Genomic DNA, 25082 nt, shown 5'->3' with positions numbered 1-25082 from the left:
CGCCACGCGCCAATGCTGGCCGTTCGCATTGGGACGAGGAGATAAATCTTGAGGAGACCGCGACATGGCACAAACTGTCATCATAGAACAAACCGGTGGGCCGGAAGCGATGGCCCTTGTGGACCGGGATGTCGGAGATCCTGGCCCCGGCGAAATACGTATTGCGCACAAAGCCTGCGGCCTGAACTTCATTGATGTGTATCAGCGCACGGGACTTTACCCGCTGGACTTGCCGCATGCCCTGGGGATGGAGGCGGCGGGGGTCATTGAGGCCGTTGGTGAGGGTGTTGCGCATTTGAAAATCGGTGACCGTGCCGCCTATGCGGCGATCCCACCCGGCGCTTATGCGCAGGCGCGGGTCATGCCCGCCGCCCAGGTGTGTCCGTTACCTGAGGATATTTCCTTTGAGATTGCCGCTGCAATGATGTTGAAAGGCACAACTGTCGAGTATCTGTTCCACCGCACAACGCCTCTGACCCGCGGAGATACGGTTCTCTTTCATGCCGCTGCGGGGGGTGTTGGTCTGATCGCCTGCCAGTGGGCGCGCTCCGAAGGTATCACGTTGATCGGTACCGCTGGCACGGATGAAAAATGCCAGCTCGCTTTGGAACACGGCGCGACCCATTGCATCAACTATCGTACCGAGGACTGGGTCGCACGTATTCAGGAGCTGACGGAGGGTCGCGGCGTTGATGTCGTTATGGATTCGGTTGGCGCGGATACGTTTGAGGGGTCGCTCGACAGTTTGAAACCTTTGGGCATGATGATCTCCTTTGGGAATGCGTCAGGCCCGGTGCCGCCGTTCAGCCTTTCGGTGCTCGCTCAGAAAGGGTCTCTGAAAATCACACGCCCCACGTTGTTTGCGCATTCCAATGACCACGCAACCTGCCAGGAAATGGCGCGTCACCTCTTTGACAAAGTGCAATCGGGCGAGGTCAATATCAGGATTGATCAGAGATTTCCGCTCAGTGACGTGCGCGCAGCCCATGAGGCGCTTGAGGCGAGGCAAACGACAGGAAGCACCATTCTGACGGTATGATGGGCCGCTTAGCGTATCGGCGCAAAGAGGGCGTCCTGCTGCGTGCAATCGCGAACAACATCCTGGCCGCAGGGCACGGGTTTGAGATTTTTTGACAGGCAAATCCGGGTTTCCTGAATGTGACTGTCGCGGCAGGTGATCGTGATCATGTCGGGCTCCAACAGCGGGTTTTCTTTCAGAAACGCTTCTTCCACGACTTTTGCGGGCAGCTTTACGGTTTTTTCCAACCGGCGGAAAACTTCTGGCCGAACGATGGTCTCATAGGCCTTGCGTGACAAATCGAAGTAGGCGGGTGCATCTAATCCTGAACAGCTGCCATGTTTGCGCCACTGGTGCCAGGCCAGCCCCGCCGACCCCATGATATCTGTCATTTCTGATGTCATGCGCCGGGTTGGCGGTCGGGCAATGGTCTGGCAGAATTCCGGATAGCCGCGATGGTACTGAGGCCACAGACCATGCAATATCCAACCGTAGTTGTGGCGGGCATCGCATTGATCCGACCCGCGCGCATCGCCTTCACGGGCACACCAGTTGGGCGACCAGCTCAGCGCCATCACATAATAGTCGAATTCTCCGGCCACATTTTGTTCCGCCTGAGCGGGCAGGGTCAGAAACATCCAGACGAGCATCCAGCGCATTGGGTCTTTCCTTATTCGCTTTGCCCGCCTATATAAGCCACAAGTTCCCCCACAATGGAAACCGTTCCGACCCTCCGGGACAGCCCTTTCAGGCGACGGTCGAATTGCGGGTTCCGAGATGTAGACAGGAGTACGACAATGGCAAAACCAATCATGGCAAAAGCCACCGCGGTATGGCTGGTTGATAACACGACGATCAGTTTCAAACAGATTGCTGATTTTGTCAGCATGCATGAACTGGAAGTCCAGGGTATTGCGGATGGGGATGTCGCGCAGGGCGTCAAGGGCTTTGACCCGATTGCGAATAATCAGCTGACACAAGATGAAATTGACGCAGCTCAGGAGAATCCGCTCCACAAGCTGAAGCTCAAATTCAACGCGGCGGCACAAGGCGAAGAAAAACGTCGGGGGCCGCGCTACACGCCCTTGTCAAAACGTCAGGATCGGCCAGCGTCGATCCTCTGGCTGGTGAAATTCCATCCTGAATTGAGTGATGGGCAGATCAGCAAACTGGTTGGCACCACCAAACCGACCATTCAGGCGATCCGTGAGCGGACGCATTGGAACATTTCGAACATTCAGCCGATTGATCCGGTGGCTTTGGGGCTGTGCAAACAGTCTGAGCTTGATGCGGTTGTTCAGAAGGCGGCCGCCAAGAAAGCGGCTGATGCACCGATCATGAGCGATGATGAGCGTCGCAAACTGGTCAGCACTGAGCAAAGTCTGGGCATGGAGGCAGAGCCCAAGATTCCAACGGCCATCGAGGGGCTTGAGACCTTTACCCTGTCCGGTGAGGTGGAAGAGGAAGACGACGAAGAGAAGGGTGATTTCTCTGATGCCGATAGCTTCTTCAACCTTCCGGATGGGCCGGTTGACGAGGATAGTGAAGACAGCGATCCACGCACCTGACCCATCGATGATGTTTTGAATAGAGCCCTCGGTGCCGTGTGCATCGGGGGCTTTCTTTATTGTCTGAGCGGGATCGGAACCATCAGGCGGACTGCCCGTTGGGTTCTAAAAGGACAGAAAGATGCAGCAAGGTTTCGGGGCGATCGTGGTTTGGGGGCTGACCCTCGCACTTGTGTTGGCGACACTGCTACCACTGACCAAGCTGCCGTTCGGGGCCATCCGTGGCCTGGCCTTTCCGCGACTGCAATTTGCCTGCGTGACGCTGGTATTGGGGGTAGGAGTTCTCATCCTTTCGCCGACGGCAAGCACCTATTTGGCGGGGTGGATATTGCTGACCTGTGCGGTTTTTCAGGCGGCCTATATCATCAAATTCACGCCCATCTGGCCCAAGCAGTCCCTTTCCGTTTCGGCAACGCAAGCAAACCCGGGCACCAGAATCTCGCTGCTCACAGCGAATGTCAAAATGTCTAACCGCGCCTATGGCCGGTTGTTAGCGCAGGTCGATGCCTGCGATCCGGACGTGCTCATGGCGATCGAGGTCGATGAACCCTGGGTAGTGGCGCTGGAAACCGCGTTGGGAGATCGCTATCCGCACTGGATCAAAGTGCCCAAGGACAACGGTTATGGGCTGTGCCTGTTGTCGCGACTGCCGCTTGCCCGGTCGGAAATTCGCACTCTTGTCACCAGAAACGTGCCGTCAATCCGAACCGAAATTACCCTGCCATCAGAGGATGTAATCGAGCTCAATCTCCTGCACCCTGAGCCGCCAGTCATCGTCCACGATACCAAGGGACGGGACAGCGAGATCGCGCTGATTGGTCTGGAGGTCCAAAACTCCGATAAACCGGTGATCGTGGCTGGTGATTTGAACGATGTCGCCTGGTCGACAACAACACGGCGGTTTCAGCGGTTGTCAGGGCTATTGGATCCCCGCGTGGGACGGGGCCTCTACAACACGTTTCACGCAGATTTCGCAGTATTTCGCTGGCCTTTGGACCATCTGTTTCATGACGCGCGTTTCCGTCTGATCTCCATGAAGCGATTGCCAAACATCGGGTCGGATCACTTCCCGATTTTCCATGAGCTGGCTCTCGCCTCCAGGTCGGCGGGGCGCGAAAAACTGGATCGCGCGACAGATCAGGAAACAACCGAAGTCAAGGAAATGATCCGCTCTGAGCGCGACCGCGAAAGAGCGGCGATCGGTGAGGATTGGGAAAAAGATCGATAGGCCTCGGCGACCCTGTGCCTGGCCTGATCGCCAGATACAGACAATTGGTGAGTATCTTTTTGGTAAGAATCCATTTTTGATCTTGAACGAATCCCAGATAGGCGTAAATGGCGCTTTGCAGACGCCAACGCACGCGCCTCTGGCCGGTCAGCCGATCCTGACTGACCCGCGTTTATGTAGCGACGGTAACGTCTCTTGAAACGACTCTTGGGGAATTCCCCCACCTGCTCTTTGGAGATGACCATGAACGCTACAGTCCCCGGCGCAATGCGCGCCGCCACTCCCGTCTATGCCGATACTGCAGCCGCCTTTATTGCGGCAAACACGTTCGACAAACCCACGCTGGTCATCAGCCGGGAGCGTGTGGCCGGGCAATATGACGCGCTGAAATCCGGGTTGGGCGATGCGCATATCCATTACGCGGTAAAGGCAAATCCTGCGCCTGAACTGATCCGGATGCTGGTCAAGAAGGGTTCCGGTTTTGACGCAGCCTCGCGTCAGGAAATCGAGCTTTGCCTCAGCCAGGGCGCGCGCCCCGAAAACATCTCCTTTGGCAACACCATCAAACGTGCTTCTGATATTGCCTTTGCCTATAGCGCGGGCGTGAAGCTCTTTGCCGCGGATTCCGAAGCGGAACTGGACAAGATTGCCCGTCATGCGCCCGGCGCGCGGGTCTATCTGCGACTGATCGTGGAAAACTCACAGGCTGACTGGCCGCTCAGCCGGAAATTCGGGTGCGCCGCTTCCATGCTGCCGACGCTGCTGGACCATGCTGATGCCCTGGGCCTGCAACCCTACGGATTGTCGTTCCATGTCGGATCACAGACCCGCGAAGCGGCCCATTGGACACCTGTTCTCGATCAGGTAGCGCCTCTGTGGCACGCGGCACGTGCGGCGGGACATGATTTGCAATTGCTGAACATCGGCGGCGGCTTTCCGGCCTTTTACGGGCAAACCGTGCAGGCCCCACGTGCTTATGCGGCTGCCGTCATGGCTTCTGTCAAGGCGCGCTTCGGGGATGTGGCACAGGTTATGGCAGAACCCGGTCGCGGGATGGTGGCAGAAGCGGGACACATCGTCGCCGAAGTGATGCTGGTGTCCAGAAAATCCGCTGATGACCTGCACCGCTGGGTCTATCTGGATATTGGCCGTTTCTCCGGTCTGGCCGAAACTGAAGGCGAGGCGATCCGTTATCAGTTCACCACACGCCATGATGGCGGGGAAACCGGTCCTTGTGTTCTGGCGGGGCCGTCCTGCGACAGCGCAGATATTCTTTATGAAAAACGCCCCGTACAATTGCCCCTGGCCTTGCGCGACGGCGACCGCATCGTGATCCGAAATTGCGGGGCCTATACGTCCAGCTATTCTTCGGTTGGTTTCAACGGATTTCCGCCGCTGGATGTTGTTGTTCTCTGACGAACACATGCATCGCGACGGAAACGCGCCGTCCACCTGGGAGGGGTGGACGGCCCTTTCATATTAAAGTGGGCGTGAATTTGCGGGGTTCTGCCTTGTGGTTTTGCGCGCGGGGCGTCATGGATTGCGCGAATTGCAAATCCAACAAAAAGGGGCTCATCATGATCGAACGCATCGAAACAGGTGTCAGATCGTCAAAAATCGTCAAGCACAACGGGGTTGCCTATATCACCGGACAAGTGGGTGAGGGGGAGACCATTCAAGCACAAACCGAAGAATGCTTGCGACGGCTTGAGGCATTGCTTGAGCAGGCGGGTTCATCACGCACACAGATGCTGCGGGCGACCATCTGGTTGGCTGATATGAGCGATTTCGCGGGTCTCAACGAAGTGTGGAACGCCTGGGTGCCCGAGGGCCACGCGCCTGCGCGCGCCTGCGGTGAGGCGAAACTGGCCCGACCGGAACTGAAGGTGGAGATTATCGTGGATGCTGCCTACGACTGACTTGCGCTAGAGCGTCTTGCGGGCACGCATGGCGGCGGTGATGGTGCCGTCATCGAGGTAATCCAACTCGCCGCCAATCGGCACGCCTTGTGCCAAGGAGGTAAGCGTTACCTGCCCCTCAAGCTGGTCCACGATGTAATGCGCCGTGGTCTGCCCGTCGATTGTGGCGTTGAGGGCCAGTATGACTTCCGAGATGCCTTCCGAAGGTATCCGGTCGATCAGCCGGGGAATGCGCAGTTCTTCCGGCCCCACGGCATCAAGCGCAGACAACGTGCCACCCAGCACATGATACCTCCCCTTGAACACACCAGACCGTTCCATGGCCCATAGGTCGGCCACATCTTCGACGACACAAAGCTCACCATTGCCACGTTTTTCCGACGTACAGATATCGCAGATGTCCAACGTGCCGACATTGCCGCAGTTCAGGCACTCGCGCGCTGTTGCCGCAACTGTTTGCATGACGTCTGCCAAGGGGGTCAGCAGCAGGCTGCGTTTGCGAATAAGATGCAGAACCGCCCGGCGCGCCGACCGTGGTCCAAGGCCCGGCAATTTAGCCATCAGCTCAATCAGCGCATCTATGTCTTTGGTACTGCTCATCGGATTTGACGTGACAACCGGAAGGTCGAGAGATCACGCGGATTGCGCCGCCTTCCCGTATCGCTCCGGACGTGTCTCAGAACGGCAACTTCATGTCTGCGGGCAAACCCAATCCTTCGGTCAGTTTCGCCATTTCTTCCTGGGCGCGTTCAGTCGCCTTGGTTTGAGCGTCCTTGATGGCCGCGAGGATCAGATCCTCAACCACTTCCTTGTCATCCCCATTAAAGATCGACGGGTCGATATCGAGCGTTTTCAGCTCACCTTTGGCCGTACAGGTCGCGGTAACGAGGCCCGCCCCGGAAGATCCTTCGACAATGATGTTTTGCATATCGTCTTGCAGCTGAGCCATCTTGCCCTGCATTTCCTGCGCTTTTTTCATCATCCCGGCCATATCGCCGAGGCCGCCTAGTCCTTTGAACATTGTGCCGTCCTTTTTATGGGTCTGTTGTTGGGTATATGCGGGTTGCATCTGCCTGGAGCAAGGGGGTCAAAGCGTTTGCCGTCAGTCGTCTTCAAACGGGTCCCATTCGTCCTCAACTTCGGGCAAGGCGTCCTGAACGGCTTCGGCAGCGATCTGATCGGGGGTACGGATGTCCTTTATCCTCGCTTTGGGAAATTGTGCCAACACCGCCTGCATTAACGGATGTGCGCTCGCTTCTGCTTCCAGCGCGTATTTCTTGGCATTGCGGACCTCGTCGATGGTCTTGCCGCCGCCATCGCTGACGACCGTGACCGCCCAGCGGTTCCCGGTCCACAACTGTAACCTTTGTCCCAAACGCTGCGCCAGATCGCGCGGTGCCCGGTCCGTGGGTTCAAATTCGATCCGTCCGGGTTGATAGGAGGCAAGGCGCAAATCGGTTTCAACATCCGCCAGCAGCTTTCCGTCACGATTGGCGCGGATCAACGCGACCACATGATCAAAGGTCGGAAATCTGGCGAGTGCTGCGTCCGCGTCAAGAGCCTCAGCCGTTGCGGGTCCCGCACCGGAGTGTCCACTTGTTCGGGCCGAGGCGATAGCCGAGGCCCCCCCGCCCGCGGCACGCGCGCCTGCGCCTTGCGCAGGTCTCCCACCTCCGCCACCCGATGTTGCACCCGGAGGCGGTGTTGCGCCGTTCAGTTTGCGCACAAGCTCTTCGGGGCTTGGTAAATCCGCCACATGGGTCAGCCTTATGATGGCCATCTCTGCCGCCATCATCGCATTTGGGGCGCTGGCAACCTCATCCAGCGCTTTCAGCAGCATTTGCCAAAGGCGCGTCAGAACGCGCATGGGCAGCGCATCCGCCATGGCTTTGCCCCGGCTGCGTTCATCCGGCGAAACCGTCGGATCTTCTGCCGCTTCCGGGGTGATTTTGACGACAGACACCCAATGGGTGATCTCGGACAGGTCACGCAGCACCGCCATAGGGTCCGCCCCTTCCGCGTATTGAGCCGAAAGCTCCGTCAAGGCTCCTGCCGCATCCCCTTTGAGCACCATGTCAAAAAGATCCAGAACCCGGCCGCGGTCCGCCAGCCCCAACATGGCGCGCACCTGAAGTGCTGTTGTCTCACCCGCGCCATGGCTGATCGCCTGATCCAGAAGCGAGGTGGCATCCCGGGCGGATCCTTCCGCCGCGCGCGCGATCAAGGCCAGCGCATCCTCTGCGATCTCGGCACTTTCCGCCGCTGCAATACGGCGCATCAGTGCGATCATCACTTCGGGCTCAATCCGGCGCAGATCAAAGCGCTGACAGCGCGACAGAACGGTCACGGGGACCTTGCGTATTTCGGTGGTGGCAAAAATGAACTTCACATGCGCGGGGGGTTCTTCCAGCGTTTTCAAAAGCGCATTGAATGCACCCGTGCTGAGCATGTGAACTTCATCGATGATGTAGACTTTGTAGCGGGCGGAGGCGGCGCGGTAGTGCACGGAATCAATGATTTCGCGAATATTGGCCACACCGGTGTTGGACGCGGCATCCATTTCCATCACGTCGACGTGTCGACCCTCCATAATGGCGGTGCAATGCTCGCAGGTGCCACAGGGTTCCGTCGTCGGCCCACCAGCACCATCGGCGCCAATGCAATTCATGCCTTTGGCGATGATCCGGGCGGTGGTCGTTTTTCCGGTGCCACGAATGCCGGTCATGATAAACGCTTGGGCGATCCGGTCCGCGTCAAAGGCGTTTTTCAGGGTGCGGACCATCGCATCCTGCCCCACAAGATCGGCAAAGGTCTCTGGTCGATACTTTCGGGCAAGCACCTGGTATTCGGATTTGGCAGTTTCGGTCATGATGCGCCTTGCAGGAATGAGATTCGCACGTCAGCCTGTAGGGTAGGCGCACTGGCGAGGGACGTAAACTAGAGCCACCAAAGAATGGCACCGGTCATGAGCGATGCGATGCTGAGAATGACACTCAGCGTGGTGATGTATCGAACGGGCTGTGCCTGCGCCGTGTTCTCGTTCAGCCGCGCCAGAGTGGCACAGGCTTGCCTGCGCGCGGCCCAGAAAATGAAAACGGCCGTCAGAATGAATGCGGAAGCGACGGTTTTTGGAATCCATGTTGGCTCGAAGGGAGCAAAGACGGCCTTGAGCCCAATGGCCAGGGCGACACAGGCCATCCCGGTACGCATCCACCCCGCGAACGTCCGTTCATTTGCCAGAATTGTACGATCCTCGGCCCAGTCGGTGCGATCTTCGGCCATTTCATTACTGTTCGACATGAACTAATTGTGACGTGGCTGCGTTGGTTTGCAAGCTTTGTCAGAGTGAGGGAGGGTTAAGATGCGTCTCAGAGGGATCAGATCCAGCCGCAACGTATCGGTCCGGCGTGGCAGCGGTCGCAGAGGCGCGCGCACCGGCGGATTGAGCCTTGCTGGTTTGGTCGCGGTTCTGGCCATTGGCTACTTCACGGGAATTGATGTGTCTCCGTTGTTGCAGGGCACAAGCGCCCCGACCGAACAATCACGGCCCGCGACAGCGGAAGAAGACGCGGCAATCCAATTTTCTGCGCAGGTTTTGACCACGACGGAGGAGGTCTGGTCCCGGATCTTTGCCGAACAGCTTGGTCGCGAATATGCGCCGCCGCAACTCATCATTTTCTCCGCAGTCACGCAAAGCGCATGTGGCGGCGCTTCGGGGGCCACCGGGCCCTTCTACTGCCCCGCGGACCAAAGCGCCTATCTGGATACTCAGTTCTTTGTTCAACTTGACCAGCAGTTGGGTGCGAGAGGTGATTTCGCTGCCGCTTACGTTATTGCGCATGAAGTTGCACATCATGTGCAGAATCAATTGGGTATCCTGCCGAAAGTTGACGATGCGCGGCGGCGCGCGAACCAGGCTGATGCAAATGCGCTGACCGTGCGGCTTGAATTACAGGCCGACTGCCTGTCCGGCGTCTGGGCGCGATCAGTTCAGGGGCTCATGGAACGCGGCGACCTAGAGGAGGCGCTGAACGCGGCGCGCATGATTGGCGACGATCACCTGCAGCGTCAATCGGGGCGCGTACCACAACCGCATACATTCACCCATGGCACGTCCGAACAGCGCGCGCGTTGGTTTGAGCGGGGCTTTGACAGCGGGCAGATCGGATCCTGCGATACCTTCGGCGCGCAGCAGCTGTGATGATGCCCGTCGGTTGAGCCAAAAGTAGCAGGGTGAAGAAGTGAGAGGCTGGACAACGACCCAAGCGGGGCTCGTTACGGCTGCTTCCTTCCGGATCTGACCGGGTTGGCGAGGCGCTCGCCCGCGCCAACCTCTCATAGCGTGATATAGGCAAGGCCGACGCCGGACGCAAGCCCGTTGCTAGAGGTGTAGTCGGAGCCGGGCGAACCCCTCAGGCGTGGTGCCGTATGGTTCCGGATGAAGCGATGGGATGTCGCCCAGATGTTCCAGCGCTTCGGGGGCGGTATGCAGTATCGCGCTGACACCCAGTTTGGGCGTGAACCGCCACGGGGCGGCGGTACGTATGTCGTGGCAGTCAGGGTTCTTGAGATAGTCGATCAATGCCTGATCCAACGGCGCGGCTTTTTTTACAACGATTTCAGCATCGTCAAAGGGTCTGAAAACTCCGCCGCCACCGGCGCGGTGATTGGTGACAGCGACCAGAAACTCCTGATCAGGGTCAACCAGCTTTCCCTGCCAGCGGATATCCGAGACCCGGCCCACTTCGTTGGATATTGCCTTGCCAGCCGCGTCAAAGCGCGGGGCGCGTGTCGGATCGATCTCGTAGGTCAACCCGTAGATGGCATCATATCGAAAACCCGGAACCTGAGGATCGACCAACATCTGATCACCATCGCCAGGGCGGAGCACATTGAACAAAAGCGCAGAGCGCTCCAACCATCCCGACAAGCGCGCACCCGTCGCCTTCACGGCCCAGACCTGGTTTGCATAGGGCAGCAAACCCGCCACATGGCGACGTTTCAATTCTCCCGCGGGAAGCGATACGAAGTTTTCAGGACCATCAAATCCGCCGGTAGCCGGGGTTGCAACCGCCGCCAGGAGCGGTAGCCTTTCCAGCTCCGTTCCGGCGATTGCCTCCGATATTGCTTTGCGTTTGGCCGCAGCAAGCAGCGCTGGCACGTGGCTCGGACGGGCCAAGGCGAAATAGCTGTGCATGGGATTTGACAACTGGGCAACCGGGCGGGCCAGGTAAGCGCGGGTTTTATCATGCGCCATCTCGCTGACTGCTGCGATTTCTGTATCTTCAGGCGTTTCGCCGTCAACGCTGCGCAGTTGCACAGTGCACGAGACCACCTGCGGATGCAGAGCATTTTCAGGACGATGCAGGCGCAGATCAATTACGCCAAGGTCTGATCCGCTATTGCCGGGCATGACGGTCGGGACCCGTCCGATGAGACCGGTCTCGCTATCAACACCCTGCACCCCATTGTGGTCAGGCCCTGGAAAACGCAGATGGGTGTGTCCTCCGACAACGGCGTCAATTCCTGGGATGCCAGCAATCGCAACGATCTCATTTTGCGCGTCTTCGCCTTCGTCGATTGTTGCGATTCCCATGTGGGCCAGGGCGACGACAACATCAGCGCCCTGATTTCGGACCTCTTGAACAGCCCGCACCAATGACGGCATCGCGGGTTCGACATCAGCGTTGCCTGCCAATTGGTGACGGTTCCATGAGGCGGTCAGCTGGGGCATTGCAGAGACAACTCCAAGGCGCAGAGAAATGGTCTCTCCACTTGCCGTCTGAACTTCCCGCTGAAAAATCGTGTGCGGCATGATCATTGGCAACGCGCTGGTTTTCAGGTTTGCGCAAAGAACCGGCGCTTGAAATTGCGCAAGGCAACGGCCCAGATAGTCGAGCCCATAGTCGAGGTCATGATTGCCAAGACCCACCGCATCATAGCGCAAGGCGTTCAAGGCATCGACCATCGGGTGAGGGTGCGTGCCGGGGTGTTTGGCCAGGAAATCGCTGACTGGGGTGCCCTGAAAGGTATCGCCGTTGTCGAGCAGAATACATAAAGCGCCTGTTTCAGCCGCCTCTTCGCGCGCCTGGCGAATGAGCGATGCCATCTTGGCAAGACTACCCCCATCTGTTTTGCGGTCGTTCACATAGTCATAGGCAATCAATTGCATATGCAGGTCACTGGTGGCCAACAATCGCAGATGTATGTCTTTGTCCGACGTGTCAGATGCGTGGGAGGGCGTTATCTCAAAGATCTCCTGAAAATTGATCGCTTCAACTTATACAAGAACCAGTATCGACCAGATCATGCGAGAGTTGGCAAGACCTCTGGCGCAGGTTCATCACCTTTGGTCTTGCAAGCGGCATTTGAGCGTGCAAGTCCTCGCACTATATTGCAAAGAGGCTGGTCATGAGGCATGCGGAAACGGTTACTTTCGGGGGGTCCGGCCTCGACCGGGCGGGGGAAATACGCGACAATCCCGATGCTCTTGCCGATGCCCGGACACATGCTGACAGTCGTGCAATCGTATTCTGGCGTGGCAAGCCGCTGATCACCCGGGAAACGCCGGCGACATTGGTCCGGCTGCCATTGAATCACCCGGCTCTCGCCGACCCTAATGCAGAAACCGTGATGCTGGGGCGCGAGGAAGGTGCGTTTCGATTCGCGTTTGATATCTCCGGCTGGCAACCGGAAGATCTGGATGAAGATACACTGGGCGGGTTCCTTGATCCTTCCGAGCAGCAGCATCCATTGCTTGCGGACAATATGGTTTTTGCGGAGCTGCGTCGCATTATGACATGGCTTTCGCCGCGCGATGCCGAATTGGCGGCAACCGGCAAAGCCATTCTCGGTTGGCATGAGACCCATCCATTTTGCTCCAGATGCGGTCAAAAATCCGAAGCCTATCAAGCGGGGTGGCAAAGAAAATGCCCCGATTGCGATGCGGCTCATTTTCCCCGAACCGACCCGGTTGTCATCATGCTGATTACCCATGGAAACAAGGTTCTGATGGGGCGGTCCCCTGGTTGGCCAGAGGGCATGTATTCCCTGCTGGCAGGTTTTGTCGAACCGGGTGAGACCCTTGAGGCGGCGGTCAGGCGGGAAGTTCTCGAAGAATCCGGCATCCGGGTGGGAGCCGTCCGCTATCTTGCCAGTCAACCGTGGCCGTTTCCGGCATCGCTGATGGTTGGCTGCGCGGGTGAGGCCATATCAAAGGACATAACCATTGACCCGGTTGAGATCGAGGACGCCCGGTGGGTCAGTCGGGAGGATATGATGCAGGCTTTTTCGGGCCATCACCCGACCATTTTGCCGGCGCGTAAGGGCGCCATCGCACATTTTCTGCTGGAAAACTGGCTTGCGGACAGGTTGGATTGATCGGACAATTGGTAATTCAAGCGAACGCGAGCGGCTAAATGAAATTCTCGACCAATGAAGATGTTGACGCGCCAATCTCATCGGTCTTCGAAATGATATCGTCATTCGCATATTATGAACGCGCTGCCATGCGCCGCGGAGCGGACGTGCAACGCACTGTTGACCCCGGAAAACCGGGCGTTGGCATGGCCTGGGCCGCGCGGTTCTACCTGCGCGGGCGAACCCGTGATGTTGATCTGAAAATGGTTACCTACGACCCGCCAAATGAAATGGTTCTGGAACTCCTGTCACAAGGATTGCGGGGCGAAACACGGTTTGAGCTGATGGCCCTGTCCCGCAGTCGTACCCGAATAATGATCAGTCTTGAATTGCGCCCGCTGACATTGCCCGCGCGATTGTTTCTTCAATCTCTCAAACTTACAAAAACAACGCTCACAAAGCAGTACAAGGCGCGCATCAGGAAGTATGTGAAAGAAATGGAAGATCGATATCAGGCCAGCGCCTGATACCTCACCACCCTTTTGTCAGATACCGGTCCCGAGTTCACCATCTTTTGGTGGTTCAACCGGCCCATGAAAATACTGATCCAGCTCCACTACCGCCGCGTTTTGATGGGCACATTGCTCTATGGGCTCGCCGGTTTCTTGATGTTTCAAGCAACAACGCCTGAGGCATCAATGCTGCAGAACGTTATCATTTCACTTGTTTTCGTGGTGATCGTAGCGGTGCTCGGCTTTGTTGGTGTTGCGGTGTTTCCCAGCTTTCGTGTTGTGATGGAACTTGGCGGGGTGGTGTTTCTTTTTTCCGCGATCATGCAAAATATTTGGTTGGTGACCACAATTCCAGCGCTGCCTGATTGGATGATCACCGTCGGGTACCTCGTTTCTTTCGCTCTGTTACATCAGGGAATCTACGGCACATGGTGGCAGAAGGTTGGGTTGGGTGTTTCAGTGCGACTGCATTCGCGGTTTTCGACACGGTTATCCCCGTCAAAGACATGGTCGCGTCTCGTGCCGGATGAGCATAATCTGGAGGCCTATTATACGCAGACCCTGAGGGGGTTTGACCCTGTCGCAGGTATCGAAAATCGATACATCCAGAAAATCGGGTTGGGTCAGGGGGCCGTATTGGAGGTGCAGATGGATATCACCGAATGCACTCCAAACAAGCGTTTTGCCTATCGTTTTCAAGCGGTGACAAACCAACGAAACGAAGAATTCAATCGCGGGACCTGCGTCATTTCATTGGCTGAGACACCAGATGGGGGGACGTGCGTCGAGATTTTGGAAATCAACGAAAAACTGGCGGTGGGTCAGGCGGTATTGATGTGGATTGACAATCTTGGCGCGCAGGTAGGAGCGTCCGCCGTGGCGGTTCTCGACGGTGGGCGGGATTTCACCCTGCTGGGAAAACTGCGACGAGATGTCCAGGCCTTGGGCTAATTTGCCAATTGATCAGAAACGGCCGGGATCGGCTGGGTAAACCCCCAGGATCTCGATCATGTTGGTGAAGTAATCCAACTCCTCCAACGCGCGTTTGACGCCCGGGTCGTCCGGGTGACCTTCGATATCGGCGTAAAACTGCGTGGCTGTGAAAGAGCCGCCAACCATGTAGCTCTCAAGTTTTGTCATGTTGATTCCATTGGTCGCGAAACCACCCATTGCCTTGTAGAGGGCGGCCGGGATGTTGCGCACTTCGAATACGAAGCTGGTGATCATCCCGTGATCGCCCCGGCGCGACTGGTCAGCCTCAGGCGACATCAGCAAGAATCGCGTTGTGTTGTTGCCTTCGTCCTCGATGTGTCGTGCCAAGAGATCCAGGCCGTAAATCTCCCCGGCCAGCTCACTGGCGAGCGCTGCCATAGTTGGGTCCCCGCCTGCCGCGATATCTTTGGCGGAGCCAGCGGTGTCAGCGCCAGTGACCCGCGAAATACCGTGTTCAGCAAGAAAACTCTTGCATTGTCCCAGCAGAACCGTGTGGCTCATTGCGGATTTGATTTCGCCGATCTCTGTGCCCGGCAGGGCCAGAAGATTGATATGCACGCGAACAAATGCTTCTTCGATAATATGCAGGCCGGATTTCGGCAAAAGAGAGTGAATATCCGCAACCCGGCCATAGGTCGAATTCTCTACCGGCAACATCGCAAGTTCAGCACGACCAGATCGAACGGCTTCGATCGCGTCCTCAAACGTGGCGCATGGCACGGGTGTCATATCGGGCCGCGCAATGCGGCAGGCTTCATGGCTGTAGGCGCCCAATTCGCCCTGAAATGCGATACTGGCGGAATCTGAGGGGGTCATTAGGCAGTCCTTGGGTTTTTTCTACTGGTCGGGGTCGATTGGTCGCGGTAAGTACACCTTGCCACAGCCAAGGTGAAGCAATAGATAGCCCCAAACCCATAGCAATGGACTGACAAGCATGTTCGACACAATGACCTTTACGAAAGCAGCCGGCGGTATCTGCGGTGCACTGCTCGTTTTTCTTCTGGGCAAATGGGCGGCCGAAGAGCTGTACCACATGGAAAGCCATGGAGAAGCGGCCTACGTAATCGAAGTGGAAGGTGGCGAAGAAGTAGCCGAAGTGGAAGAAGTCGATTTTGCCACGATCCTCGCGTCTGCGGATATCGAGAAGGGCGCGAAAGTGTTCAAGAAATGCTCCGCCTGCCACAAGATCGTTGAGGGCGAGAATGGCACAGGCCCCTATCTTTATGGTGTGGTTGGTCGCGATAAAGGCGCAGTATCTGGATTTAAGTATTCTGACGCTTTGGCATCGATGGACGGTGATTGGACCCCGGAAAATCTGAGCGGCTTCCTCGAAAAGCCCTCTTCTTATGCCGCAGGCACTTCCATGAGCTTTGCAGGCCTGAAAAAAGTGCAGGACCGTGCTGACGTAATTGCCTATCTCGACAGCCTCGATAACTAATCTTAACCCGACATTAACCAAAAAAGCCGCTTGCTACAGTGCGAGCGGCTTTTTTGTGCCTTGGGGCGAATTTCGCACCCCGGATCACATTTTCGCAACTTGTAACTTGGCGCTGCGTCCCGTTAGCTTACATGGTTAACGAACAAGACGCCAAAAGCGACGGCGCTAGACCGGAGGATATGCCAGATGACAGGCCCACAGGCGCGCGGGATGACGCGATACCATGCAAATCGAGCGTTGGAATTATGGGTGTCGTTTCTGGTTCTGCTGACAACGATCTACTGGGCCTCTGCCGCAGCCGCCGAGGACAAGATGATCGTCAGTCATGGGTATTCCTTCTATGGCGATCTTACCTATCCGCCCGATTATGAGCATTTCAGTTATGTAAACCCAGATGCACCCAAGGGCGGTGAGATCGCATTATCTGCCCTCGGCACGTTCGATTCGATGAACCCCTACACCCGGAAAGGTCGCGGTGGCGCATTGAGCACCATCATGTTTGAGAGCTTGCTGGGAGATGGCAACGGCGGCATCTCGGTGCCTTCTGATGTGTACGGCGAAAGCTATGGGTTATTGGCAGAACGTTTGGAATATCCGGAAGGCAAGGATTGGGTCATCTTCCACATGCGCAAGGAGGCCAGGTTCTCTAATGGCGATCCGGTAACCGCGCATGATATCGCGTTTTCGCATAATCTGCTGCTCGACGATGGTTTGAAGTCCTATGCAGACGCCGTGCGCAAGCGCATTCCTAAGGTCGAGGTCATCGGCGATCATACGATCAAATTCTATTTCACACCCGGCATATCTCGCCGTAGCCTGATTGATCAGGTGGGCGGCGTTCCGGCTTGGTCGAAAAAGTGGTACGAAGAAAACGATGCCAGGTTGGACGAGGCGCGCCTCGTGACCTCGCCCGGTTCCGGCCCTTACATGATTGATACGGTCGATGTGAACCGCCGCATCGTCTACAAGCGTAACCCTGACTATTGGGGAAAGGATTTGCCGTTCAACGTCGGGCGGCATAATTTCGATCGTATTCGCATCGAATACTTTGGCGACGAAAATGCAGCATTTGAGGCCTTCAAGGCGGGTGAATACACCTTCAGAACAGAAGGGAACTCGCGCCAATGGGCTTCAGCATATGACTTTCCGAAAGTGAAAAACGGGCAGATCATCAAGAAAGAACTGCCCGACGGATCACCCCCGACACCGTCTGGTATCGTTTTCAATCTTGGTCGCGAGGTTTTCCAGGACAAACGCGTGCGCGAGGCGGTTTCGCTTGGCTTCAATTTCGAATGGACCAATGAATCTCTGCAATTTGGTCTTTTCAAACCGCGAGCCTCCTTTACGCAAGACACTGAACTGATGGCGACAGGTGTTCCCGAGGGGGAAGAGCTGGCGTTTCTGCAATCTCTGGGAGATGTCGTTCCGGCAGATATTCTGACGCAAGAAGCGCGAGTGCCGCATGTGTCAAAGGCTGACAGGCTTCTGGATCGGCGTAACCTGAGACGTGCGATGAAACTGCTGGAGGAAGCCGGTTGGGGTGTCGACGCAAATGGCAAACGCGTGAATGCGGGTGGCCAGCCGATGACGCTGACTTTCCTGTTGAATTCCGCTGGCTCCTCGACGCTTCGCGCTGTGGTCGAAAATTTCGCGTCTAACCTGCAAGCCATGGGGATCGATGCGATTGTGGAGGCAGTTGATGCCTCGCAGTACACCGCGCGAGAACGCGACCGGGATTATGATCTGGTCTTCGACAGCTATGCTGCGTTCCTTGGGACAGGAACAGGCCTGATGCAACGGTATGGATCAGAGGCCGCACAGTTCAGCCTGTTCAATCCTGCGGGTCTTGCCAGCCCTTTGGTCGATACGATCATCGAGGCGTCCTTGCAGGCGCAAAGCTCAGAGGAAGAACGCATCACCCTGACAGCACTCGACCGCGCGTTGCGGTATGAATTTATTATGATCCCCACATGGTACAATGACAGCTTCTGGGTGGCTTACTACGATCAGTATGAGCACCCCGAAGAAATACCCGCCTTCGCTTTGGGTCAGCTGGATTTCTGGTGGTACAATCAGGACAAGGCGGATGCCTTGCGCGCAGCCGGTGCACTGAGGTAACTGCCGACCATGGGCGCCTATATTGTCAGAAGGTTACTACTGATCATCCCCACGTTGTTGGGGATCATGTTGATTAACTTTGCTCTTGTTCAATTCGTCCCCGGCGGCCCGGTGGAACAGGCCATTGCGCGGATTCAGGGAGGCGGTGACGTTTTCGAAGGGTTCGCCGGCGCGGGCAACGATGCGGGTAATTCGGAGCTTCCCAGCAATGACAGCCAATACGTCGGCGCGCGCGGCCTGCCGCCGGAATTCATCGAAGAGCTGGAGAAGGAATTCGGTTTCGACAAACCACCCGTCGAACGTTTCCTGAACATGATCTGGAACTACTCGCGGTTCGATTTTGGCGAGAGCTATTTCCGTTCCATCTCGGTCATCGACCTGATCAAGGAAAAGCTGCCCGTTTCGATCACTCTGGGCCTCTGGTCGACACTGATTGCCTATCTGGTGTCGATCCCGTTGGGCATTCGCAAGGCCGTGAAAGATGGTTCCAGCTTCGATACCTGGACGTCAGGCGCGATTATCGCCGCCTATGCTATCCCCGGATTTCTCTTTGCGATCCTGCTGCTTGTGCTTTTCGCGGGCGGGTCCTACTGGCAAATCTTTCCTTTGCGCGGTCTGACTTCGGACAATTTTGATCAGCTCAGCCCGCTGGGCAAGGTGGCGGATTACTTCTGGCACATCGCGCTACCGGTGCTGGCCTCGACCATATCGGCCTTTGCGACCCTGACGCTGCTGACCAAAAACAGTTTTCTCGACGAGATCAAAAAGCAATATGTCATCACGGCGCGGGCTAAGGGTCTGTCTGAGCGCAAAGTGCTTTACGGTCATGTGTTCCGCAATGCGATGCTGATCGTGATCGCGGGGTTTCCGGCCGTCTTCATCGGGGTTTTCTTCGGGGGATCGCTGATCATCGAAACGATTTTCAGCCTGGATGGTCTGGGCCGTTTGGGTTTTGAGGCCGCCGTGGCGCGAGACTACCCGATTGTCTTTGGCACCCTGTTCATTTTCGGGCTGATCGGATTGCTGGTCGGGATCATCTCGGACCTGATGTATGTGTTGGTTGATCCGCGCATTGATTTTGAACGGAGAGAGGGCTGATGGCGCTTTCCCCGCTCAATCAGCGACGCTGGCGCAATTTCAAACGCAACAAGCGTGCCTTCTGGTCGCTCTGGATATTCGCGGTGCTTTTCGGGCTTTCGCTGATCGCCGAGTTTATCGCCTATGACAAGCCGATCCTCGTGCAATACCGGGGCAGCTACTACACACCAATCTGGAATTTTTACCCGGAAACTGAATTTGGCGGCGATTTCCAGACGGAAGCGGTCTACCGCGATCCTGAGGTGAAATGCCTGATCGAAACCGGTGGCCTGCTGGAGTGTTTCGACGATCCGGAGCTTTATTACGAGGACGCCCAGGATGGTATCGTCGACGGGGAGGAGATCGAGAAGGGCTGGGCGATCTGGCCGCTCATTCCCTATTCCTTTGATACGGCGGTGGATCGCCCCGGGGCGGCCCCTTTGCCCCCGAACGGTCAAAACCTGCTGGGAACCGACGGCACCAAGCGGGACGTTCTGGCGCGGGTCATTCACGGGTTCCGGTTGTCGATCTTCTTTACTCTGCTGGTGACGGGCGCTTCCAGTTTGATTGGGATCATCGCGGGTGCCGTACAGGGCTTTTTCGGCGGCAAGACCGACCTGATTTTCCAGCGGGTGATCGAAATATGGGCGTCCACCCCGTCGCTTTATGTGATCATCATCATGTTTGCCATTCTGGGTCGAAGTTTCTGGCTGCTGGTGATCCTGCTGGTGCTTTTCAGTTGGACATCTCTGGTCGGGGTCGTGCGTGCCGAATTCCTGCGCGCCCGCAATCTTGAATATGTCCGCGCGGCCCGCGCATTGGGGGTCAGCAACGTCACGATCATGTTCCGCCACATGCTGCCGAATGCCATGGTCGCGATGCTGACCATGCTGCCTTTCATCATCACCGGAACCATTTCGACCCTCGCCATTCTCGACTTTCTCGGGTTTGGTCTGCCGTCCTCCGCCCCCTCGCTGGGGGAGTTGACCCTGCAGGCCAAGCAGAACCTTCAGGCACCCTGGCTGGCCTTCACCGCCTTTTTCACCTTCGCGATCATGCTGTCGCTGCTGGTGTTCATTTTCGAGGGCATCCGCGATGCCTTTGATCCGCGAAAGACCTTTTCATGACCGCGCTGTTGGATGTCAAAGACCTGCGGGTGAGCTTCCGGCAGGACGGAGCACTGACCGAAGCGGTCAAGGGCGTGAGCTTTGCTGTCGAGCGCGGCGAGACCGTTGCCCTGGTCGGCGAATCCGGTTCCGGCAAATCGGTCTCTGCGCTGTCGACGGTTTCCTTGCTGGGCGAGAGCGCGGAAGTGTCGGGCTCGGTCACCTATGACGGACAGCAGATGATCGGCGCCGGTGAGGATTTGTTGCGTAAGGTGCGCGGCAATGACATCAGTTTCATCTTTCAGGAGCCGATGACATCGCTCAATCCGCTGCACACAATCGAAAAGCAATTGGGTGAAAGCCTGGCGTTGCACCAGGGGCTTGCCGGATCAGAAGCGCGTGCCAGAATTCTGGACCTGCTGGAACAGGTGGGCATTCAGGATGCGGAAAGCCGGATTACAAGCTACCCGCATCAATTGTCGGGCGGACAACGCCAGCGTGTCATGATCGCCATGGCGCTGGCCAACAAGCCGGACGTTCTGATCGCGGACGAGCCGACGACAGCGCTGGATGTCACCATTCAGGCACAAATTCTGGATCTGCTGAAAGAGCTCAAAAACCGCATGGGTATGGGGCTTTTGTTCATCACCCACGATCTGGGGATCGTGCGCCGCATCGCGGATCGCGTCTGCGTCATGCAGAAAGGCGAGATCGTCGAAACCGGACCGACGCGCGAGATTTTCGAGAACCCCAAACACCCCTACACGATCAAGCTGCTGAGTGCCGAGCCTTCAGGCGCGCCCGCGCCGGTGCCCGAAAATGCGGACGTTGTGGCCAAGGCGGAAAATCTGAAAATCTGGTTTCCGATTCAGGCAGGTTTGCTGCGCCGCACGGTGGGGCACGTCAAGGCGGTGAACGATGCGAGTTTCACGGTACGGGCTGGCGAAACCATCGGTATCGTGGGCGAAAGCGGATCGGGCAAGACGACGCTCGCACTCGCGCTCATGCGGCTGATCTCGTCAGAGGGGCAGATCGTTTTCATGGGGCAGGACGTGCGTCAATGGTCTACGCGGCAGCTGCGAGGATTGCGCAAGGACATGCAAATTGTCTTTCAAGACCCTTTTGGCAGCCTGAGCCCGCGGATGACCTGTGCGCAGATCATCTCTGAAGGTCTGGGCATTCACCAGGTGGACGCCGACCGAGACCCGCGCGAACTTGTACGAGAGGTGATGGTCGAGGTGGGTCTCGATCCCGACACCATGGACCGCTATCCTCACGAGTTTTCGGGAGGGCAGCGTCAAAGGATTGCGATTGCCCGTGCCATGGTGCTGCGACCGCGCCTGCTGGTGCTGGATGAGCCAACCTCGGCGCTGGACATGACCGTTCAGGTGCAGATCGTCGATCTGTTGCGGAACTTGCAGCAAAAATACGGGTTGGCCTATATCTTCATCAGCCACGACCTGAATGTGGTGCGTGCGATGTCTCATCAGGTCATCGTCATGAAACGCGGTGACGTGATCGAAGTTGGCGATGTCGACAAGATATTCGATGCACCCTCCGAGGAATACACTCAAACCCTGCTGCAAGCTGCGACCTGAAATTTCCGTCAGATCGCGGAGGCGTGCCCGGCCCCCGACATGTCATAGGCGTCGAAATGCCGCGCGATGATCCGTGTCAGTGGTTGTCCCTCGGGCAGAATGCGTAGACCGCGTTTTGTGACCTGTACGATATCGCCGAACTGCTCCGCTGCATCTTTGATGAGGCGCGTAACCTGTCCTTCGCTGTTTGGGAAACGGGTCGTGATATCGGAGGTTTGTACTTCGAAATCGCACATAATTGCTTCGATGATACGGGCACGGAGCGTATCCTGACCGGAAAAGACATGCCCTCGGGCTGTCGAAAACCTGCCAGTCTCAATAGCTTTGACATGAGCAGAGGTTGCGGCGGCATTTTGGGCATAACCCTGCGGGAATTTTGAAATCGCCGACGCGCCAAGCCCAACCAGCGTGTCTGCGGGGTCATCGGTATATCCTTGGAAATTTCGTTTGAGTTGGCCCGCTTTCGCAGCGATGGCCAATCGATCCTCGGGCGATGCGAAATGGTCGATGCCGATCTGATGGTATCCATCCCACTCGAAAAGTTTGCGCGCGGTCTCAAAGAGGCGCAGTCGGTGTTCTGGTGCTGGCAATGCGTCGCTGGGGATCAATGACTGGCGCCGCGCCATCCAGGGCACATGCGCGTACCCAAAAAGCGCCACGCGATCGGGATTGAGGGTCAGTAATTTCTGCACCGATGTGGCGATCCGTGCTTCGTCCTGATGGGGTAATCCGAAAAGGATGTCAGCGTTCAGCGAGGTGATGCCTGATTCCCGCAGCATTTCCACAGCCGTTCGGGTGATTTCAAACCCCTGAATGCGGCCAATGGTGGTTTGCACCTCGGGGTCGAAATCCTGCACGCCGATAGAAGCGCGCGTCATGCCGACATCGACCAGAGCCCTGACCCGTTCCGCATCAATTTCGTTGGGGTCGATTTCGACTGAAAACTCTGCATCGGGCGCGAGTGGCACCACGTGCGCTACCGCCTGAGCGAGATCGCGGATCATTTCCGCGGACAGAAGCGTTGGCGTACCCCCGCCCCAATGCATCCGACTCAACCGAACACCGCTGGGCAGGCAACGCCCGAGCAAGGCAATTTCCTTCTTCAAGGTATTCAGGTAGCCTGCAACGGGGGACAGGGTTTTCGTGCCTTGGGTTCTACAGGCGCAGAACCAGCACAGCCTGCGGCAGAAGGGTATGTGCAGGTAGAGCGATATCTGGCTGTCCGGGGCGATGGACCTGATCCATTCTTGCATCTGGTCAGACCCTATCGCAGGTTTGAACTGAGGCGCTGTCGGGTAGCTTGTGTAACGGGGGACCATCGCGTCAAAAAGCCCCAGCTTTGCTAATTTGGATGTCATAGGCATGGTGATGGCTTAAAGTGCCGAATGTCGACTGACCTTGATACAGATCAAAAAAAGGATCGCGCAATTGCAACAGATGGTGTCGCCTGCTTTCAAAAACTGCGAGGAGTGCCCTATTCGGCATCGCGCTGTTTGCGCAAAATGCGACAGCGATGAATTGGCGTTGTTGGAAGACATCAAGTACTACCGGAGTTTCAGCGCCGGCCAGCATGTGATGTGGGCCGGAGACCAGATGGATTTCGTGGCCTCAGTGGTCTCGGGTGTGGCTTCCTTGACGCAGACCATGGAAGACGGGCGCACGCAGATGGTCGGATTGCTGTTGCCGTCTGACTTTGTCGGGCGACCGGGTCGCAATATTGCGACCTATACCGTTACGGCAACATCAGATCTGTTGATGTGTTGTTTTAGGCGCAAACCATTCGAGCAGATGATCGACAGCACACCGCATGTGGCGCACCGCCTGCTGGAAATGACCCTAGACGAGTTGGATGCGGCGCGAGAGTGGATGCTTGTTCTTGGGCGTAAAACCGCGCGGGAAAAAATCGCCAGCCTGTTGTCGATCATTGCGCGCCGGGATGCTGCCCTAGGTACGGCGAACCCGGGCAAGGCCCTGACGTTCGAACTACCTCTGACACGGGAAGCCATGGCGGATTACCTTGGATTGACGCTTGAGACCGTCAGCAGACAGATGTCGGCTCTGAAACGCGATCAGATAATCACGCTTTCGGGAAAGCGCCGGATTACCGTCCCTGACATGGATAAACTGCTTTTGGAAGCAGGTGATGATAGCGATGGCGGCTTCCTGATCTGACAGGAACTTCCCGGAGCCGCCACCGCGCGCCGAAGCCCGTTAGTGGGCCATGAATACCGGAGCTTTTGCATGTTCCAGCATTTCCCGGGTGGCGCCCCCCAGGACCGCCTCGCGAAACCGGGAATGACCATATCCTCCCATCACCAGCATCTGCGAGTTGGTTTCAGTAACGTGTCGCTGAAGTCTTTCACTGACTTTCGCGCCACCGCGTGACATCACCTGAATGTCGCAATTCACGCCGTGACGGGACAGCATGACCGCAAGCGCGCCGCCCGGATCGGACCGGTCGGCAGCGTGCTCGGGCGGATCAATGATCGCGATGTGCACACTCTTTGCGGCGGACAATATTGGCATCGCGGATCGCACCGCGCGCAATGCCTCTGAACTTTCATTCCACCCGATGACCACATTTTCGGGGATGGCTTGTCCTTGGGTATCGGGCACCACGATTGTCGGGCAGGCGGCATCAAAGAGCATTGTTTCAAGAATCAGCGTGTCCCCGTCATGGCTGTCGTCGCGGTAGGGAAGTGGCACCACGCAGAGATCGGCGAACCGGGCAGTGCGTGTCAGGGGCCGCCCGGCGTCTGCCAAAGTGGCAACCGCGTTTGAGGCATTCCATCGCAGCGTTGCTTTTTCCAACCACGCTACCGTCTGAACACGGACAGCTTCAGCCTTGTTGTGCGCTTCTTCGATCGCTGCCTGCATGATGATGGCGTTGGCACCGGCCTCGTAATAGTTAGCGCGTGAGCGATCCACCCCAAGACACATAACCTCAAGATGAGCGTCATGAGACTCCGCAAGGGCCGCTGCCTGCTCCAGAGCCACCTTGTTCGACTCAAACGAAGTTATGGCGGTGAAGATCGTTTTGTAAGACATGATCCTAGTCCTTTCCAAACGGGTATGTTCGGTATCATACTCGCGTTACGTGTGCGGACATTGATCAGTGTCAGCCAAATTGCCTGCTGCGCTTGATGCA

Annotated in this window: 24 protein-coding genes and 1 other RNA gene; 15 read left to right on the top strand and 10 right to left on the bottom strand. The window is 57.0% G+C overall.

Translation table 11 applies throughout. The features are described 5' to 3' along the window. Positions 1 to 64: 64 nt before the first annotated feature. Entirely contained in the window at positions 65 to 1039 is a 975-nt protein-coding gene (locus ACOTTU_RS13940) for a quinone oxidoreductase family protein (RefSeq protein ID WP_425658858.1), read from the top strand. Between the two features lie 8 nt (positions 1040 to 1047). Here the strand turns inward: ACOTTU_RS13940 and ACOTTU_RS13935 are convergent, their stop codons facing one another. Further along, the gene (locus ACOTTU_RS13935) at positions 1048 to 1677 is read right to left on the bottom strand and encodes a ribonuclease T2 family protein (RefSeq protein ID WP_425658856.1); all 630 of its coding nucleotides are present in this window, start codon (positions 1675 to 1677) and stop codon (positions 1048 to 1050) included. Positions 1678 to 1815: 138 nt separating this feature from the next. Here ACOTTU_RS13935 and ACOTTU_RS13930 point away from each other — a divergent pair, with 138 nt between their 5' ends. The 4 genes from ACOTTU_RS13930 to ACOTTU_RS13915 all read left to right on the top strand — a co-directional run bounded on the left by ACOTTU_RS13930 (position 1816) and on the right by ACOTTU_RS13915 (position 5733). Further along, on the top strand, positions 1816 to 2586 hold the full coding sequence (locus tag ACOTTU_RS13930) for a DUF1013 domain-containing protein (protein WP_298920287.1): 771 nt from the start codon (positions 1816 to 1818) through the stop codon (positions 2584 to 2586). Between the two features lie 121 nt (positions 2587 to 2707). After that, positions 2708 to 3814 carry an endonuclease/exonuclease/phosphatase family protein gene (locus ACOTTU_RS13925; RefSeq protein ID WP_425658854.1) on the top strand — a complete coding sequence of 369 codons (1107 nt, stop codon included), beginning with the start codon at positions 2708 to 2710 and terminating at the stop codon, positions 3812 to 3814. Between the two features lie 237 nt (positions 3815 to 4051). Next, positions 4052 to 5230, top strand: a complete 1179-nt coding sequence (locus ACOTTU_RS13920) for a type III PLP-dependent enzyme (protein ID WP_425658852.1) — start codon at positions 4052 to 4054, stop codon at positions 5228 to 5230. 161 nt (positions 5231 to 5391) lie between these two features. Next, on the top strand, positions 5392 to 5733 hold the full coding sequence (locus ACOTTU_RS13915) for a RidA family protein (RefSeq protein ID WP_425658850.1): 342 nt from the start codon (positions 5392 to 5394) through the stop codon (positions 5731 to 5733). Positions 5734 to 5739: 6 nt separating this feature from the next. On the opposite strand, the gene recR is transcribed toward ACOTTU_RS13915, so the two are convergent. The 4 genes from recR to ACOTTU_RS13895 all read right to left on the bottom strand — a co-directional run bounded on the left by recR (position 5740) and on the right by ACOTTU_RS13895 (position 9033). After that, a complete protein-coding gene (recR, locus tag ACOTTU_RS13910) occupies positions 5740 to 6333 on the bottom strand; it encodes a recombination mediator RecR (protein ID WP_298920295.1) in 594 nt (197 codons plus the stop codon). Between the two features lie 76 nt (positions 6334 to 6409). Then, positions 6410 to 6754 carry a YbaB/EbfC family nucleoid-associated protein gene (locus ACOTTU_RS13905; RefSeq protein WP_298920299.1) on the bottom strand — a complete coding sequence of 115 codons (345 nt, stop codon included), beginning with the start codon at positions 6752 to 6754 and terminating at the stop codon, positions 6410 to 6412. A gap of 81 nt (positions 6755 to 6835) precedes the next feature. Next, positions 6836 to 8602, bottom strand: a complete 1767-nt coding sequence (locus ACOTTU_RS13900) for a DNA polymerase III subunit gamma/tau (protein ID WP_425658847.1) — start codon at positions 8600 to 8602, stop codon at positions 6836 to 6838. A 68-nt stretch (positions 8603 to 8670) separates the two neighbouring features. Next, a complete protein-coding gene (locus ACOTTU_RS13895) occupies positions 8671 to 9033 on the bottom strand; it encodes a YidH family protein (protein ID WP_425658845.1) in 363 nt (120 codons plus the stop codon). Positions 9034 to 9094: 61 nt separating this feature from the next. On the opposite strand from ACOTTU_RS13895, the gene ypfJ reads away from it, so the two are divergent. Then, positions 9095 to 9934, top strand: coding sequence for a KPN_02809 family neutral zinc metallopeptidase (gene ypfJ / locus ACOTTU_RS13890; RefSeq protein WP_425658843.1), 840 nt, complete (start codon positions 9095 to 9097; stop codon positions 9932 to 9934). A gap of 38 nt (positions 9935 to 9972) precedes the next feature. On the opposite strand, the gene ffs is transcribed toward ypfJ, so the two are convergent. Both ffs and ACOTTU_RS13880 read right to left on the bottom strand, forming a co-directional pair. Continuing rightward, positions 9973 to 10071: signal recognition particle sRNA small type (gene ffs / locus ACOTTU_RS13885), an RNA gene on the bottom strand. Positions 10072 to 10114: 43 nt separating this feature from the next. Then, on the bottom strand, positions 10115 to 11926 hold the full coding sequence (locus tag ACOTTU_RS13880) for a 5'-nucleotidase C-terminal domain-containing protein (RefSeq protein WP_425658841.1): 1812 nt from the start codon (positions 11924 to 11926) through the stop codon (positions 10115 to 10117). Positions 11927 to 12144: 218 nt separating this feature from the next. On the opposite strand from ACOTTU_RS13880, the gene nudC reads away from it, so the two are divergent. The 3 genes from nudC to ACOTTU_RS13865 all read left to right on the top strand — a co-directional run bounded on the left by nudC (position 12145) and on the right by ACOTTU_RS13865 (position 14555). Next, positions 12145 to 13113, top strand: a complete 969-nt coding sequence (nudC, locus tag ACOTTU_RS13875; protein WP_425658839.1) for an NAD(+) diphosphatase — start codon at positions 12145 to 12147, stop codon at positions 13111 to 13113. 38 nt (positions 13114 to 13151) lie between these two features. Further along, a complete protein-coding gene (locus tag ACOTTU_RS13870; RefSeq protein ID WP_298920313.1) occupies positions 13152 to 13619 on the top strand; it encodes an SRPBCC family protein in 468 nt (155 codons plus the stop codon). Between the two features lie 66 nt (positions 13620 to 13685). Then, a complete protein-coding gene (locus ACOTTU_RS13865) occupies positions 13686 to 14555 on the top strand; it encodes a hypothetical protein (RefSeq protein ID WP_425658837.1) in 870 nt (289 codons plus the stop codon). A gap of 12 nt (positions 14556 to 14567) precedes the next feature. Here ACOTTU_RS13865 and ACOTTU_RS13860 read toward each other — a convergent pair whose 3' ends face one another. Beyond that, positions 14568 to 15413: a prephenate dehydratase gene (locus tag ACOTTU_RS13860; RefSeq protein WP_425658835.1), complete on the bottom strand. Its 846-nt coding sequence runs from the start codon at positions 15411 to 15413 to the stop codon at positions 14568 to 14570. Between the two features lie 118 nt (positions 15414 to 15531). On the opposite strand from ACOTTU_RS13860, the gene ACOTTU_RS13855 reads away from it, so the two are divergent. The 5 genes from ACOTTU_RS13855 to ACOTTU_RS13835 all read left to right on the top strand — a co-directional run bounded on the left by ACOTTU_RS13855 (position 15532) and on the right by ACOTTU_RS13835 (position 21934). Then, entirely contained in the window at positions 15532 to 16035 is a 504-nt protein-coding gene (locus ACOTTU_RS13855) for a c-type cytochrome (protein WP_425658833.1), read from the top strand. 186 nt (positions 16036 to 16221) lie between these two features. Then, entirely contained in the window at positions 16222 to 18153 is a 1932-nt protein-coding gene (locus ACOTTU_RS13850; protein ID WP_425658831.1) for an extracellular solute-binding protein, read from the top strand. Between the two features lie 9 nt (positions 18154 to 18162). Next, on the top strand, positions 18163 to 19251 hold the full coding sequence (locus ACOTTU_RS13845; protein ID WP_298920320.1) for a microcin C ABC transporter permease YejB: 1089 nt from the start codon (positions 18163 to 18165) through the stop codon (positions 19249 to 19251). Further along, positions 19251 to 20357 (top strand): ABC transporter permease, encoded by a 1107-nt coding sequence (locus ACOTTU_RS13840; RefSeq protein WP_298920321.1) that lies wholly within the window; start codon positions 19251 to 19253, stop codon positions 20355 to 20357. Before ACOTTU_RS13845 ends, ACOTTU_RS13840 begins: the two co-directional genes overlap by 1 nt. Then, positions 20354 to 21934, top strand: a complete 1581-nt coding sequence (locus tag ACOTTU_RS13835) for an ABC transporter ATP-binding protein (protein WP_425658828.1) — start codon at positions 20354 to 20356, stop codon at positions 21932 to 21934. The genes ACOTTU_RS13840 and ACOTTU_RS13835 overlap by 4 nt, the downstream gene beginning before the upstream one ends. 8 nt (positions 21935 to 21942) lie before the next feature. Here ACOTTU_RS13835 and hemN read toward each other — a convergent pair whose 3' ends face one another. Beyond that, the gene (hemN, locus tag ACOTTU_RS13830; RefSeq protein ID WP_425658826.1) at positions 21943 to 23298 is read right to left on the bottom strand and encodes an oxygen-independent coproporphyrinogen III oxidase; all 1356 of its coding nucleotides are present in this window, start codon (positions 23296 to 23298) and stop codon (positions 21943 to 21945) included. Between the two features lie 73 nt (positions 23299 to 23371). Here hemN and fnrL point away from each other — a divergent pair, with 73 nt between their 5' ends. Further along, positions 23372 to 24106 (top strand): transcriptional regulator FnrL, encoded by a 735-nt coding sequence (gene fnrL / locus ACOTTU_RS13825; RefSeq protein ID WP_298920547.1) that lies wholly within the window; start codon positions 23372 to 23374, stop codon positions 24104 to 24106. A gap of 39 nt (positions 24107 to 24145) precedes the next feature. Here fnrL and ACOTTU_RS13820 read toward each other — a convergent pair whose 3' ends face one another. Then, positions 24146 to 24982 carry a universal stress protein gene (locus tag ACOTTU_RS13820; protein WP_425658825.1) on the bottom strand — a complete coding sequence of 279 codons (837 nt, stop codon included), beginning with the start codon at positions 24980 to 24982 and terminating at the stop codon, positions 24146 to 24148. Positions 24983 to 25082 lie beyond the last annotated feature (100 nt).

The organism is Roseobacter sp. EG26 (genome assembly GCF_049830555.1).
Taxonomy (GTDB): Bacteria; Pseudomonadota; Alphaproteobacteria; order Rhodobacterales; family Rhodobacteraceae; genus Roseobacter.
The sequence above is the reverse complement of the archived record's forward strand: the minus strand, read 5'-3'. Positions and strand labels throughout refer to the sequence as shown.